Genomic DNA, 14,425 nt, shown 5'->3' on the forward strand with positions numbered 1-14,425 from the left:
GTCCGGGAATGAAGCTGAATTCTGGACCAGTGACGCGATAAAGACGATTGTTTCACATTGCTATTGGATATAGCAGGGGCTATATTACGCGCATGAACACCCTGGCGCCCGATAACCCTTCGGCCCCTGCCCCGGCCAGCCTGGGTGCGCTCAATGCCTCGGTGGCGGTACCCGACAAGGGCCACTGGTGGTTCCGCCTGCTGGCGTTCCTCGGCCCGGGCTACATGATCTCGGTCGGCTACATGGACCCTGGCAACTGGGCCACCGACCTGGCCGGCGGCTCACGCTTCGGCTACCTGCTGCTGTCGGTCATCCTCGTGTCCAATCTGATGGCGGTGATCCTGCAGGCGCTCTCGGCGCGGCTGGGTATCGCCACCGGGCTGGACCTGGCCCAGGCCTGTCGCGCGCGCTACCCGAAGCCGGTCAACCTGGCCCTGTGGGCGCTGTGCGAGGCAGCCATCATCGCCTGCGACCTGGCCGAGGTGATCGGCACCGCCATCGCACTGAAGCTGCTGTTCGACCTGCCGCTGCTGTGGGGTGCAGTGATCACCGCGCTGGACACGCTGCTGGTGCTGCTGCTGATGAACCGCGGCTTCCGCGCGCTGGAGGCCTTCGTCATCGCGCTGCTGATGGTGATCTTCGCCTGCTTCGTGGTCCAGATCGCGATGGCCGCGCCGCCTGTCATGGCGGTCCTTGGCGGCTTCATTCCACGCGCACAGGTGGTCACCGATCCGCACGCCCTGTACATCGCGATCGGCATCATCGGCGCCACGGTCATGCCGCACAACCTGTACCTCCACTCGTCCATCGTGCAGACCCGAGCGTATCCGCGTACCGACGAGGGTCGCCGCAGCGCGCTGCGCTGGGCGGTGACCGACAGCACGCTGGCCCTGACGCTGGCACTGTTCATCAATGCCAGCATCCTGATCCTGGCCGCGGCCGTATTCCATGCCAACGGTCGCTTCGACGTGGAAGACATCGAGCAGGCGCATCAGCTGCTGGCACCGATGCTGGGCGTGGGTGCCGCGGCGACGCTGTTCGCGGTGGCACTGCTGGCATCGGGCCTGAATTCCACGGTGACCGCGACGCTGGCCGGGCAGATCGTGATGGAGGGCTTCCTGCGCCTTCGCCTGCCACCGTGGCTGCGGCGGCTGCTGACCCGGGCGCTGGCGATCATTCCGGTGGTGGTGGTGATTGTGCTGTTCGGCGACCAGGGTGCGGTGAAGCTGCTGGTGCTGAGTCAGGTGGTGCTGTCGATGCAGCTGCCGTTCGCGATCATTCCCCTGGTGCGGATCGTGACCGACAAGGTGACCATGGGCGCACTGGTGGCGCCGCGGTGGCTGGGTACGATCGCCTGGTTGATCGCGCTGGTGATCGTGGCATTGAATGTGAAGCTGCTGGTCGACACCTTCGCCGGCGCCTGACGGCCGAGGGCCGCCACCGGACCATGCTCGACGCACGCGTGCAGCGCTGTCGAGCCTGGCCCCGCTCTACAGATGCAGGGCGATGGCAGCCTCGATCTGCTGTGGCGACTGGAATCCGGCCAGGCGGATGCGTTCGTTGCCGTCACGGAACAGCGCAAGCGTTGGTGTCTGCCGCAGCCCCAGCTCCCTGAAGAAGGCTTCACCCAGCACTTCCAGCTGCACCCGCAGCAGGGTCATGCCCTGCCCCGCACCGCTGCTGGCGACGCGCTGAAGGGACATCTCCAGCATCCGGCAGCCCGGGCACTGCTCCTTGTGGAAATCCACCAGGACCCGGGGGTGTTCGGCCAGCAGCTGCTGGAGCTGCTCAGGCGTGGTGGCGTCGATGATCTGCATCGGTGGTACTCCGGCAATGGGCCAGGACCGCGTCGGTCCAGGCGTCGATGACCGCGGCGTGGCGCTCGCCGTGCGGCATCTGTTCAATCTCCAGCGGCGGGTAGCTGCTGTGGAAGTAGCGGATCAGGCGGTGCACGGCGCCGCAGTAGTACTCCTGGCCCCACTGTGTCTCGCCGGTGCCGAACACCGCCACCTGTCGCGGCCACTGACCCCGCCCAGCAATACCGGCCACCCACGCCTTCATCTCCGCCGGTGTGCGGCCGGCGTTGTCGGTCCAGCTGCCCAGCAGCACGAGGTCGGCTTCATCGGCCGCCAGCGGAGCCGGCTGGCGCAGGTCGTCGGCCTCCTGCCAATGCACCGCGTGACCCGCCGCGCGACACCGCTCGGCGATCTGCCGCCCCAGCTCCCGGGTATTGCCACTGAGCGAGGCGACCACGATCAGGATGCCCAGCGCCTGCCCCTGCTCAGAGATCGTCGAAGCCGTTGTCGACGTTGGTCTTCTTGTAACTTGCATTGCGCATCTCGAAGAAGTCGGTCTTGGTTTCGGTGAAGTTGTCGGCGTAGGCCTTGATCCACGGCATCACATTGTCGGTCGTATCGCTGTACAGCCGCTCGATGCCCAGCATGCCGGCCATCTTGTTGGCGCGGTACTTCACGTAGCGCACCATCTCGTCCACATCGATGCCGTCGATGCCATCCAGCACTTCCGACGACCATTGCGTCTCCAGGGTGATGGCATGCTCGAAGGCGCTGTGTACGTAAGCCGTCAGCTCGTTGGTCTGAAGTTCCGGATTCTCGCCGACGATGGCGCGGATCACCTCGCTGATGAACTTGGTATGGGCCAGCTCGTCGCGGTTGATGAAGCTGATGATCTTGCCGGTGCCGGTCATGCGGTTCTGCCGCACCAGGTTGTAGAAATAGGCGAAGCCGGAATAGAAGTTGATGCCCTCCAGGATCGACGACTGGATCAGCGACTTCAGCAGCGTCTCGGCGGTCTTGTCGCGCATGAAGTCGTTGTACGCCTGCATGATCGGCGCGTTGCGGCTGATGATGGTCGGATGCGTGCGGGCCAGTTCGAACACCCGGTTCTGGTTGGGCAGATCGGTGATCGACGCCAGCACATAGCTGTAGCTTTCGTTATGTATCACTTCCTGCTGGCCGATGATCGCCGCATTGGCATGCGCGGCCGGATCGGTGATGTACTCGGCGACGTTGTAGATGAACCGGGTCTGCGGCGAATCGAGCGTGGCCAGCAGGCCGATGATCGAGTCGTAGGCATTCTTCTCGCGCCCGGACAGTTCACCGTACTGGCGTGCGTCCAGCTTCATGTCCACTTCGTCGGGGATCCAGAAGTTGGTCGACAGCTCCTTGTACGCCCGATAGAACGAGGGGTACGGAATATCGTTCCAGTTCAGTATGCCGCTGGTGCGGCCGTTGATGATGCCGGTGCTGCGGTTGGGATGGCGTGGTTCAAGGATCTTGATGCGGTCAAGGGGCGTTGCCATGGTGTTACCTGCAGAGGGTGGCGCCGGGCCGTGCCCGGCGGAATGTGCGGTGGCCGCGAGGTGCGCTCGCCGGGCATGGCCCGGCGCTACCGCGGCTGGGGCGCAGCGATCAGCTCGAGCACCACTCGCATTCGCTGATGTCGATGTCGTTGGAGCGCACGTAGTAGGTGGTCTTCAGCCCCGCGCGCCATGCGCTCAGGTGCAGCTCCAGCAACGTGCTCGCACGGATGGTGCTGGGCACATACAGGTTGAAGCTGATCGACTGGTCCACATGGCGCTGGCGCCGGGCGTTCTGCCGGACGCTGGCGAACTGGTCCACCTTGTAGGCGCCCTTCTCGTAGTACGGCCAGGTTTCCAGCGACAGCCCGGGGGCTGCGACCGGCCGTCGGAAGTCCTTCTTTTCCTCGTAGTAGAACGCGCTGTAGATGGGATCGATCGAGGCGGTGGAACCGGCGATCTGGGCGGTGCTCATGTTCGGCGCGACCGCCAGCAACCAGCCATTGCGCAGACCATGGCGGGCCACCTCACGCGCCAGGCCCTCCCAGGCCGCATCACGGTAATCACGGTCGCTGAAGTAGCGGCCGGTGTGCCAGTCGCTGCCAGCGAACATCGGATAGTGGCCCTTCTCTTTCGCCAGTTCGGCGCTGGCCTGGATGGTCAGGAAGTTGATGCGCTCGTACAGGCGGTCGGCCAGCGCCTCGGCCTCCGGCGATTCCCACGGGATCGCCTGCTGCGCCAGCAGGTGATGCCAGCCGAACGTGCCCAGACCAATGGCCCGGTACTTGCGGTTGGTGATCGTGGCCTGCGGCACCGGCAAGGCATTGAGATCGATCACGTTGTCCAGCATGCGCACCTGGATCGGGATCAACCGTTCCAGCACGTCCTTCGCCAGCAGATCGTCCGGCGCGGTGACCGCCCGTCCGAGATTGATCGAGGACAGGTTGCACACCACGAAATCGCCGGCGCGGCGGGTGGTGACGATCTGGTCGCCGCTGACGATCTCCTGGATCATCCGCGTCGGGCTCATGTTCTGCAGGATCTCGGTGCACAGGTTGCTGGAATAGACCATGCCCGCATGCTTGTTCGGGTTCCTGCGATTGACTTCATCGCGGTAGAACAGGAACGGATTGCCGGTCTCCAGCTGGCTGAGCATGATGCGCTTGAACAGATCGATCGCACGCACGGTGCGCCGGCTGATGCGCTCGTCGGCCACCAGCTCCGCGTAGCGGTCGCGGAAGCTGCCCGCACCGCGCGTCTCATCGTAGAAGTCCTGCAGGTACCAGCCCTTGGCCTGCTTCACTTCATGCGGGTCGAACAGGTACCAGTCGGCCCGACGCTCGACCGCCTCCATGAACAGATCGGGCACGCAGACCGACGTGAACACATCATGCGCGCGCAGGCGCTGGTCGCCGTTGTTCAGGCGCAGATCGAGGAAGGCCTCGATGTCGCGGTGCCAGATGTCCAGGTATACCGCCACCGCGCCTTTGCGCTGGCCGAGCTGATCGACCGATACCGCGGTGTTGTTGAGCTGCTTGATCCAGGGCACTACGCCGCCGGACGAGTTGGGCACACCCCGGATCGGTGCACCGCTGCTGCGCACGTAGCCCAGGTAGGCGCCGACACCCCCGCCGTGCTTGGAAACCCGGGCAATGTCCGTATTGGAGTCATAGATGCCCTGCAGGCTGTCGTCCACCGTATCGATGAAGCAGCTGGACAGCTGTCCACCGACCTTGCCGGCGTTGGCCAGCGTCGGTGTGGCCACCGTCATGTACAGGTTCGACAGCGCCCAGTACGCCTCGCCGACCAGCTGCATGCGCCGCTCACGCGGCTTCTCCTCCTGCATCAGGTACAGGGCGATGGTCAGCCAGCGCTCCTGCGGCAACTCATACACCTCGCGGCTGCGGTCGCTGGCCAGGTAGCGCGTCGCCAGCAAATACAGGCCGTTGTAGGCGAACAGGCGGTCGCGGTCGGGATCGATCATCTCTCCGGCCTGCTGCAGCTCCTCCTTCGAGTAGCAGCGCAGGATGTCATTGCTGTAGACGCCACGGTCGGCCAGGCTCTCCTGCAGGCCTACGTACGAGCCGTACTTCAGGCTGACATCGTAGAAGCGGTTGCGGCTGGCGCGCTTGTACAGGCGGCGCAGGTAGATGCGGGCGGCGAACCGCTCCCAGTCCGGCGCGACCAGGTCCACACGGGATTCCGCCTCGCGGATCAGCAGGTCCACCAGGTCGTCGGCACTGATGCTGGGCTTGCGCTCAACCATCGCCTGTACCACGCGGCGGTAGTCGGCTACGTCCAGCTGCGGGAACTCGGCATGGATGGCGTCGATGCTGCGCTGCAGGCGCCCGGCGTCGAACGGCAGGCGTCGGTTGCCGGCCTCCTTGGTGATCCAGGTCGGCACGCGCTCGCCACCGGCGCGCAGGGCGTCGCCGGCGCCGGCCGGGTCGGCCGCGCGGTAGGTGTATTCAGTCATGGTCCTGCGTCTCCAGGCTCGCACGCACGATTGCGCCGATGCCATGGCGGCCCTGCACGCGATACCGGCGCACGGGGCGATCGGGTGGGATGCCAAAGCGCGGGAACACCAGATCGTCGGCAAGTGCCTGCGCCTGCGGCCGGTATCCGGTCCGTGGGGGCGACCTGAGTCCGCACGAGGGCGGCCGCGTCGACACGGCAAGCCTTCAGGGGCGGGCCGCGGGACGTGTCTTGCATCGTCCGGCGGCGGCGGCTGACCGGGAGTGACGGCCCCAACATAGTGGGGATAATCGATATCGTCAACACAAGATGCAGTAAAAGTCGCCGTCCGCGACGAACCGTCGCAGGATGCCGTGTTGCGTCTGCGCCGGTTGTCGACGCCGCACGCATCCCCACTTCGATACAACCTCCACTTTCCGCGGAACATCCCTCATGCGCGCTGCCCAGTACTCCTCCTTCGGCGACCCGTCCGACGTCCTTGCCGTCGCCGAGGCCGCCCTGCCTGAACCTGGTCCTGGCGAGGTGCGCATCCGTACCGTGCTGGCCTCCATCCATAACCACGATCTGCTGACCGTGCGCGGCCTGTATGGCTACAAGCCGACCCTGCCGGCGATCGGTGGCAGCGAGGCACTGGGCGTGGTCGATGCGGTTGGCGACGGCGTCGACGGCCTTCGGATCGGTCAGCGTGTCGCTGCCGCCTCGGTGCACGGCACCTGGGCCGAAGCGTTCATCGCGCCGGCACGGATGGTGATTCCGATGCCGGAATCGATCCCCGACGAGACCGCTGCGCAGTTGATTGCCATGCCGCTCAGTGCGCTGATGCTGCTGGAATTCCTGCATGTCGAGCCGGGCCAGTGGATCGTGCAGAACACCGCCAATGGCGCGGTCGGCAAGTCGCTGGCGATGCTGGCGCGGGCGCGTGGCGTCCATGCGGCCAACCTGGTGCGCAACGCCGATGCGGTCGCGCAGCTGCAGGCGCTCGGCATCGATCATGTATTCGATACCTCGGTGGACGGCTGGAAGGACCGCGTGCGTGCAGTGACCGGTGAAGCGCAGGCGGCGGCCGCCGTGGATTCCATCGGCGGCGACGCCAGCGGTGACCTGGTCGACCTGCTCGGCCACCACGGCACGCTGGTGTCCTTCGGCGTGATGAGCGGCGAGCCCATGCGCATCCCCGCCGGAGGCCTGATCTACAAGGAAGCCACCGTGAAAGGCTTCTGGGGCAGCAAGGTCAGCCAGGCGATGGCGGTGGACGACAAGCGACGGCTCGTGGGCGAACTGCTGCAGCGTGCAGCCGGCGGCGAACTGACGCTGCCGGTGGAACAGGTGTTCGCACTCGATGATATCGCCGCGGCGGTCAAGGCCGGCGCAGGTTCCGGCCGCAACGGCAAGGTGCTCTTGCGGCCTTGACGGTCGGCCAACCGGGGTCAGATCCCTTTCCGTTGGAAAGGGATCTGACCCCTGAGAGGAATGCGCAGCACCGGTCGATAACAGGGCCAGTCACTCGTTAAGAACCTGTGATGTATAACTGAATGCGCTTTCGTCATTGGAAGGCGAAGCTGCGCGCATGCGGTACTGACGGCTCCTCCTCTGTCCGGCGTTGTCGCTTCCATGTACCGCACCACCCTGAACCTGCTTGCCGGCGCCATCGCGCTGGGACTCACCGCCGGCGCTGCCGGCGCTGCTGAAACTGCCGCTACCGGCAAGGACAGCACCACGCTCGGCACCGTGCTGGTGACCGGATCCAACATCAAGCGCAGCGACACCGCCGGCCCCAACCCGGTGCAGATCGTCAGCCGTGAACAGATCGAACAGACCGGTCGCAGCACGTTGACCGATGTGCTGCGCAACCTGTCGGCCAATGCCGGCAACAGCTTCGACGAGCAGTACACCGGCAGCTTCGCGGCGGGCTCGGCGTCGATCGGCCTGCGCGGGCTGTCGCCGAAGAACACCCTGGTGCTGGTCAACGGCTATCGCGTGGCCAACTTCGGTTTCGCCCTCAATACCCAGGACACCTTCGTCGATCTCAATGCGCTGCCGATCAGCGCGGTCGAACGCATTGAAGTACTGAAGGACGGCGCCTCGGCGGTGTATGGCTCCGATGCCATCGCCGGTGTCATCAACATCATCCTGCGCAGGAACTTCCAGGGCGTGGAAGTGGGCGGCGGCTTCGGTACGGCCACCCAGGGCGGCCTCGACGAACGCAAGGCCAATCTGCTGACCGGTTTCGGTGACCTCGAACAGCAGGGCTGGAACGTGCTGTTCGGGCTGGACGTGCTCAAGCGCGATCGGCTCGACGCCGACCAGCGCGCCTATACCCGCAGCGGCGATTTCCGCGACAAGCCCGGTGGTCGCCTGGCCGGCTGGTCCACTGCCGGTGGCAACTGGCTGGCGAACCCGCGCGCGCCGCAGCCATTCTCGCCCTGCCCCGAGGGCAGCCAGCTGCGGCCCTACAGCGACTTCGGCAGCAGCCTGCCCGGCCAGGCCTGCGCGTTCAATGCGCAGCCGTTCAAGACCCTGCAGCCCGGTGCCGAACGCCTGCAGGCATCGCTGAGCGCGACCTACCGCTTCAGCGACAACGTCGAAGCCTTCGCCGACGTGCTCTACAGCCACAACAAGGCCGACCAGATCTTCAGCGCGCCACTGACCGTCGGCCCGGGCCTGCGCGCCTACAACCCCGCCACCGGCACCCTGCTCGACATTCCGGCAGTGCTGCCGGTCGGGCATCCGAACAACCCGGGCAGCGCTCCCCTGCCCTTCGAGTACACGTTCTTCGATCTCGGCCCGCGCCTGAAGGACAACACGCAGGTGTTCTACCGTGCATTGGCCGGCGTGCGTGGCCAGGGCGAGCGCTGGGACTGGGAGGTCGCCGCGCTGACCTCGCAGAGCGAGCAGCGCGAGTACGTGGACAACTTCATCAACCGCTACGCGTTCGAGCAGATCCTGCGCGATGGCAGCTACAACTTCCTCGACCCGGCCAGCACGCCGGCCGCGCTTGACGCGCTGCGCCTGCAGACCAAGCGCCCGGGCTGGTACCAGCTGCACTCTCTGAACCTCAAGGCATCGACGTCGCTGTGGGAGCTGCCGGCCGGCGCGGTCGGCTTCGCCTGGGGCGCGGAGTTCCGGAAGGAATCGCTGGATGCACGGACCAGTGCGCAGGTGCTGTCCGGAACGGAGCTGCGGCCGGCGATCAACGTGGTCGATGGCGAGCGGCAGGTCAGCGCCGCCTACGCCGAGTTCAGCGTACCGTTGCATCGCACATTGGAACTGCAGGTCGCCGGACGCGGCGACCGCTACGACGACTTCGGCAAGGCGTTCTCGCCGAAGTTCGCGCTGCGCTGGCAGCCGCTGGACAGCCTGCTGCTGCGCGGTTCGTTCTCGCGTGGTTTCCGCGCTCCCTCGCTGCCGGAAATCGCACCCGGACAGACGGTCAGCTACGGATCGGTGATCGACCCGCTCGACCCGTTGCAGCCCGGTGGCAGCCGCGGTGTCACCAACATCCGCACCGGCAATCCCGACCTGAAGGCCGAGCGCTCGCGCAATCTCAACGTTGGCGCGGTGTGGTCGCCGGACGCTGACAGCAGCATCGGCCTGGACTGGTACCGCATCGAGCAGGACAACCTGGTCAAGCCCGACAGCGCACAGTTCATCGTCGACAATCCCGCCCTGTTCCCGGGCCGGGTCCAGCGCGATGCGCAGGGCCGCATCCAGTTCATCACCAACCAGTATGCCAACCAGGGGGAGCTGACCACGTCCGGTCTCGACCTGGAGGCCAGCCGCACCTTCCGCACCGACGGCTGGGGCAACCTCACCCTCGCCGGCAGCTGGACCCATCTGCTCAGCTTCAAGCAGCCCCTGGTAGCCGGTCAGGCGCCCTATGACGGCGCGGGCAACAACCGCCACGGCGCGCTGCCGCGCACCCGCGGCACCACGTCACTGAACTGGGCGGTGGGCGACTGGAACAGCACGCTGAGCCTGCAATATGTCAGCGGCTACGACCAGCGGGTAGCGACGGCCACCAGCAACCCGGGCCTGCGCGATCGCGTCAAGCCCTATCACCAGCTGGACCTGTACGTGGCGTACGAAGGCATTCCCAACACCACGCTGTCGCTGTCGGTGCTGAACCTGACCGACAAGGACCCGCCATTCGACCCGGCGGGCGGCTCCAACGGCTTCGACATCAGCCAGTACAACCTGCGCGGCCAGTTCGTCACGGTGGGGGCACGCTACCGGTTCTGATGCGGAAACTGCACATGTAGCGCCGAGCCCATGCCCGGCTGCTTTACCGGCTTGATGGAGCCGAGCGTGGGCTCGGCTCCACGGAGTGTGCGGACCAACGGTCCGCACCCATCGCAGCGGTCGTGCATCACCGGCTCAGGTGCAGGAACTGCAGGTGCCGCTCGTACTGGCTGATGATGTCGTTGATGATCTGCTTGCGGCTGTATCCGACCAGGTCGTAATCCTGGCTGCCTTCGAACAGATGCACTTCGGCGCGGTAGTAGCGCTGGTTGCGCAGCTGCTGGGCGGCGAACGACGGCGTCAGGTAGCCGCGGAGGATCACCCGAAACAGGAAGTCCTGCTGCTCGCCATGGTTGACCGAAAGTTCCATGTCGCCGGCTTCGATGCGGGTATGTACGTCCCAGCCCTGTTCGCGCAGCTGCTCGGCCACGGCTTCCATCGCCGGTTTCACCGTGTCATCCATGAAGCGGTAGACCTGGTCGCGCACCGGGAAGTGCATGGCCTGCGCAAGCCGCTGGCGCCAGCCCTGGTGGTGGCGATCGTCGCCGATCAGCGGCGATGGCCGGTACTGCAGCGCGCGCTTGCGGTGCGATTCGTCACTGAAGGCTCGGGTGAGGCCCCACATCATCAGCAGCAGCACCGCCGAGAATGGCAGCGACGCCAGCACCACCGCCGACTTCAACGCATCGATGCTGCCCGCCAGCAGCAGGCCTGCGGTGAGCACGGCGATCACCGTGCCCCAGAACACGCGCAGCCAGCGCGGGCCATCGTCTTCCGGAGCGCCGCCGTGCGACGACAGCGTGGACAGCACCACCGCGCCCGAATCGGCCGATGTCACGAAAAAGATGAAGCTGACCAGCACGGTCACCGCGATCACCGTGCGGCTCCACGGATAACCATCAAGCAATGCGTACAGCACGGTCGGTGGGTCATCCACGGCCAGCTGTGCCAGCTGCTGCTGGCCATGGTGCAGCACCTGGTCCAGCGCGCTGTTGCCGAAGATCGACAACCAGGCCAGGGTGAAGCCGAGCGGAATCAGCAGCACGCCGAACACGAATTCGCGAATGGTACGTCCGCGCGAGATGCGGGCGATGAACAGGCCGACGAACGGCGCCCAGCCGATCCACCAGGCCCAGTAGAACACCGTCCAGCCGCCCAACCATGCCGGCCGTCCACCATAGGCGTACACGTCAAAGCTCTTGCCGACCACGCTGCCCAGATAGTCGCCCAGGTTCTGCATCAACGTGCCGAACAGGTATTGGGTGGGCCCGGCGAACAGCATGAACAGCACCAGCGCGATCGCCAGCAGCATGTTGATGTTGGCCATCCAGCGGACCCCCTTCTCCACGCCGGACACTGCCACGGCCACCGCCGCCCCCATCATGCTGGCGACCAGGGCGATCTGCACGAAGTTCGAGTGCGGGATGTCGAACAGGTGCGACAACCCGGCGTTGAGGTGCAGGACACCGAAGCCCATGTCGGCGCCGATGCCGAACACGGTGGCGACGATGCCCAGCGCGTCCACGGTGTAGCCGATCGGTCCGTTGATGCGCTTGCCGATCAGCGGATACAGCGCCGAGCGCAGCGCCAACGGCAGGTTGTGGCGATAGGCGAAGTAGGCCATGGCCATTGCCGCCAGCGCGAACACGCCCCAGCCATGCAGGCCCCAGTGCAGGAACAGCAGCTGCATGGCCTGGCGCGCGCCGGCCTCACCAGCGGCGGGATCGCCCTGCGGCGGCTGCAGGTAATGGGTCAGCGGCTCGGAGACACAGAAGAAGAACAGGGTGATGCTGATGCCCGCGGCGAACAGCATGCCCGCCCAGGAGAGATAGCTGAACTCGGGCTCGTCATGGTCGGCACCGAGCTTGATGCCACCATACTTGGACAGCGCCACGCCGACCACGAACACCAGATAGAGGGTCATCGCCAGCAGGTAGTACCAGCCAACGTTGAGTGCCGCCCAGTCCTGGGCGCTGAGCAGCAGGCGACCGGCACCGATTGGATAGAGGCTGACGAACAGCGCGAACGCCACGACGATGATCGCCGCGAAGGCGAATACAGGCCGCAGGGTGCGCACCGGGGATTGTTGCGGCTCCAGGGCTTCCACGGGGCGGCGTTCTCCGGTCGATCAAAGAGTGAGCCGGCGGATTCTGGCTGAACGGCGGTGGACGCAGGATGAAGTGCTGTCGCGCGATGACAGCACAGGGACAGCACGCGCGTGGTATCACGCGCGCGCCGCGAAGTTCAGCGCATCACGTGCACGGCGCACAACTTGTTGCCGTCGGGATCGCGCAGGTAGGCCAGGTACAGCTGCCGCCCGGCCTTGTGGCGTACGCCCGGCGGATCTTCGATGGCGCTGCCGCCGTGGGCGATGCCTGCGTCCTGCCAGGCGTGAACTGCCTGCGGAGTCTCCAGCGCGAAACCAATCGTGCCGCCATTGGCGTGGCACGCCGGCTGGCCATCGATGGGCGGGGTCACGATGAACATCCGCCCGTCCTTGACGTAGACCAGTTTTCCATCTTCATCGGTCATGCCCGGTCGGCCGCCGATGGCTGCGAACAGTGCGTCGTAGAAGCGGCGCGAGACCGCAAGATCATTGGAACCGACGGTGATGTGGCTGAACATGGCGGCACTCCGTTGCGGAAAAACCGCAGTGTCGGACAGCGCGCTCCGGTCTGCAATCGTCGCCGCTCATGCGGTACTGAGCAGAAGCACCGCCCCCGTCACCAGTGCAATGCCGATCCAGCCGATGGGCCGCAGGCGATTGCCGAACAGCAGGCGCCCGCAGGCAGCGGTGCCGATCACGCCGATGGCACCCCACAGCGCATAGGCCGTGGCCAGGTCCAGGTGGCGTACTGCCTGGCCCAGCAGCGCGAAGGCGATCCAGACCATGACGACGGCAGCGACACCCCATTGCCAGCGGCGGAAGCCTTCAGACTTGGCCACCATCATGTTTGCCGCGACGTCGATCAGTGCAGAACAGATCACGAAGAACAGTGCCGTTGTGTTCATCAGTGCGCCTCCCCAAGGGTGACGCAGACAATGCCGGCCACCGCCAGCAGCAGGCCGGCCAGCTGCTGCATCGACAGGCTCTCGCCGAACACCGCAATGCCGACCAGGGTCAGCAGGGTCAGCCCCAGCCCCTCCCACACCGCGTACGCAACGCCGACCGCGATGCGCCGTACCGACAGCGCCAGGAAGTAATAGGACAACGCCAGCGCCCCGGCCATCACCAGGTAGCCGGTCCAGCCACCGGCGCGGGCGGCATGGGCCATGAAGGACGTGCCGACCACTTCGGCGACGATCGCCACGGTCAGGCAGGCCCAGGCAATCAGGGGGCCTGGGGCGGGAACACGACGGGTCATGGGAAAACTCCAGCAGGATTCACAGCGCCCGCTGACAGGGGCGATGGCGTCCAGTATCATCGCCATTTACGATGGATCAAAAATGGAATCCATCGATATGAGCGATGGATCGATGCCCTACTCTCCTGAATCCCTGCAGGCGTTCGTCGAGGCTGCCGCACTGGGCTCCTTCTCGGCTGCCGCGCGGCGCCTGCGCAAGACGCAATCGACGGTCAGCACCGCCATCGCCCATCTGGAAGCCGATCTGGGCGTATCCCTGTTCGACCGCAGCGGGCGCTATCCGCAGCTTACCGACCCGGGGCGGCAGGTGCTGGGCCATGCCCAGGAAATCCTGGCTGCCGATACGCGCCTGCAGCAGCTGAGCGTGCGCCTGGCTGCACCTGTCGAACCCCGGCTGACGGTGGTGTTCTCCGATGTTTACCAGCTGGACCCGGCGCAACAGGTGCTGCAGCGTTTCGCTGAAGCCTTTCCCGAAATCGAACTGGAGTGGCTCGACGCTGAAGGGCACGATGTGCTGGAACTGGTCGGCAGCGGCCGCGCCGGACTGGGCCTGCTGCCTCGCCAGGAGCGCTATCCGGATGCAGTGATCGCACAGCCCCTGGCCCATCACAGCGAGCTGGCGGTGTATGTCGCGCACGGACACGCACTGGCCGCGGCCGGTGCGCGCGCCGCACCGCAGCTTGCCCGCCATCGACAGATTCGCTTGAGCGCACAGGTCGATCACGCGCGTGCCGTCGCCGGCCCGGCCTGGACCGCATCGGACTACCTGATGGTGATGGAAATGGCCGAGGAAGGCATCGGCTGGGCCGAACTCCCGAGAGCGCTGGTGCAGCGCTACGACCGCGGACACCTGGTGGAACTGGCCCTGCCCGGTTGGCCGCGGCGCATCCACAGCGACCTGGTGTGGCGACGCGACACGCCACCCGGGCCGGCCGCACTGTGGTGGGCCGACGCACTGCGGTAGCGCCGGGCCGTATCGGCCCGGGATGTATCAAGGTTGTTGCAACCGCAGCCGCGCATGGGCTCG

The 14,425-nt window shown here is 66.0% G+C and carries 12 protein-coding genes; 4 read left to right on the forward strand and 8 right to left on the reverse strand.

Going from position 1 to position 14,425, the window contains the following annotated elements:
• The first annotated feature begins 92 nt into the window (after window positions 1-92).
• Window positions 93-1,424, forward strand: a complete 1,332-nt coding sequence (locus AC5P5M_RS12350; protein ID WP_128987962.1) for an Nramp family divalent metal transporter — start codon at window positions 93-95, stop codon at window positions 1,422-1,424.
• A gap of 66 nt (window positions 1,425-1,490) precedes the next feature.
• Here the strand turns inward: AC5P5M_RS12350 and AC5P5M_RS12355 are convergent, their stop codons facing one another.
• From AC5P5M_RS12355 to AC5P5M_RS12370, 4 genes are all read right to left on the reverse strand, one after another.
• Complete coding sequence (locus AC5P5M_RS12355; protein ID WP_445394387.1) at window positions 1,491-1,817, reverse strand: thioredoxin family protein; 327 nt, start codon at window positions 1,815-1,817, stop codon at window positions 1,491-1,493.
• Window positions 1,789-2,268 carry a flavodoxin gene (locus AC5P5M_RS12360; protein WP_495205982.1) on the reverse strand — a complete coding sequence of 160 codons (480 nt, stop codon included), beginning with the start codon at window positions 2,266-2,268 and terminating at the stop codon, window positions 1,789-1,791. The genes AC5P5M_RS12355 and AC5P5M_RS12360 overlap by 29 nt, the downstream gene beginning before the upstream one ends.
• A gap of 13 nt (window positions 2,269-2,281) precedes the next feature.
• On the reverse strand, window positions 2,282-3,322 hold the full coding sequence (locus AC5P5M_RS12365) for a ribonucleotide-diphosphate reductase subunit beta (RefSeq protein ID WP_495205965.1): 1,041 nt from the start codon (window positions 3,320-3,322) through the stop codon (window positions 2,282-2,284).
• Window positions 3,323-3,431: 109 nt separating this feature from the next.
• Entirely contained in the window at window positions 3,432-5,795 is a 2,364-nt protein-coding gene (locus tag AC5P5M_RS12370) for a ribonucleoside-diphosphate reductase subunit alpha (protein ID WP_495205966.1), read from the reverse strand.
• A gap of 431 nt (window positions 5,796-6,226) precedes the next feature.
• Here AC5P5M_RS12370 and AC5P5M_RS12375 point away from each other — a divergent pair, with 431 nt between their 5' ends.
• Together AC5P5M_RS12375 and AC5P5M_RS12380 are read left to right on the forward strand one after the other, a co-directional pair.
• Window positions 6,227-7,204: a zinc-binding dehydrogenase gene (locus AC5P5M_RS12375; RefSeq protein WP_495205967.1), complete on the forward strand. Its 978-nt coding sequence runs from the start codon at window positions 6,227-6,229 to the stop codon at window positions 7,202-7,204.
• A gap of 201 nt (window positions 7,205-7,405) precedes the next feature.
• Window positions 7,406-10,033 (forward strand): TonB-dependent receptor, encoded by a 2,628-nt coding sequence (locus AC5P5M_RS12380; RefSeq protein WP_495205968.1) that lies wholly within the window; start codon window positions 7,406-7,408, stop codon window positions 10,031-10,033.
• Window positions 10,034-10,160: 127 nt separating this feature from the next.
• Here the strand turns inward: AC5P5M_RS12380 and betT are convergent, their stop codons facing one another.
• The 4 genes from betT to AC5P5M_RS12400 all read right to left on the reverse strand — a co-directional run bounded on the left by betT (window position 10,161) and on the right by AC5P5M_RS12400 (window position 13,398).
• Window positions 10,161-12,140 (reverse strand): choline BCCT transporter BetT, encoded by a 1,980-nt coding sequence (gene betT / locus AC5P5M_RS12385; RefSeq protein WP_495205969.1) that lies wholly within the window; start codon window positions 12,138-12,140, stop codon window positions 10,161-10,163.
• Window positions 12,141-12,277: 137 nt separating this feature from the next.
• A complete protein-coding gene (locus tag AC5P5M_RS12390; RefSeq protein WP_065175235.1) occupies window positions 12,278-12,658 on the reverse strand; it encodes a VOC family protein in 381 nt (126 codons plus the stop codon).
• A gap of 66 nt (window positions 12,659-12,724) precedes the next feature.
• Window positions 12,725-13,045, reverse strand: coding sequence for a DMT family transporter (locus AC5P5M_RS12395; RefSeq protein ID WP_065175236.1), 321 nt, complete (start codon window positions 13,043-13,045; stop codon window positions 12,725-12,727).
• Complete coding sequence (locus AC5P5M_RS12400) at window positions 13,045-13,398, reverse strand: SMR family transporter (RefSeq protein ID WP_053517832.1); 354 nt, start codon at window positions 13,396-13,398, stop codon at window positions 13,045-13,047. Before AC5P5M_RS12400 ends, AC5P5M_RS12395 begins: the two co-directional genes overlap by 1 nt.
• 112 nt (window positions 13,399-13,510) lie before the next feature.
• Here AC5P5M_RS12400 and AC5P5M_RS12405 point away from each other — a divergent pair, with 112 nt between their 5' ends.
• Window positions 13,511-14,362 carry a LysR family transcriptional regulator gene (locus AC5P5M_RS12405; protein WP_495205983.1) on the forward strand — a complete coding sequence of 284 codons (852 nt, stop codon included), beginning with the start codon at window positions 13,511-13,513 and terminating at the stop codon, window positions 14,360-14,362.
• Window positions 14,363-14,425: the final 63 nt, after the last annotated feature.

Source organism: Stenotrophomonas sp. YJH_SMC_106-19 (assembly GCF_059368375.1).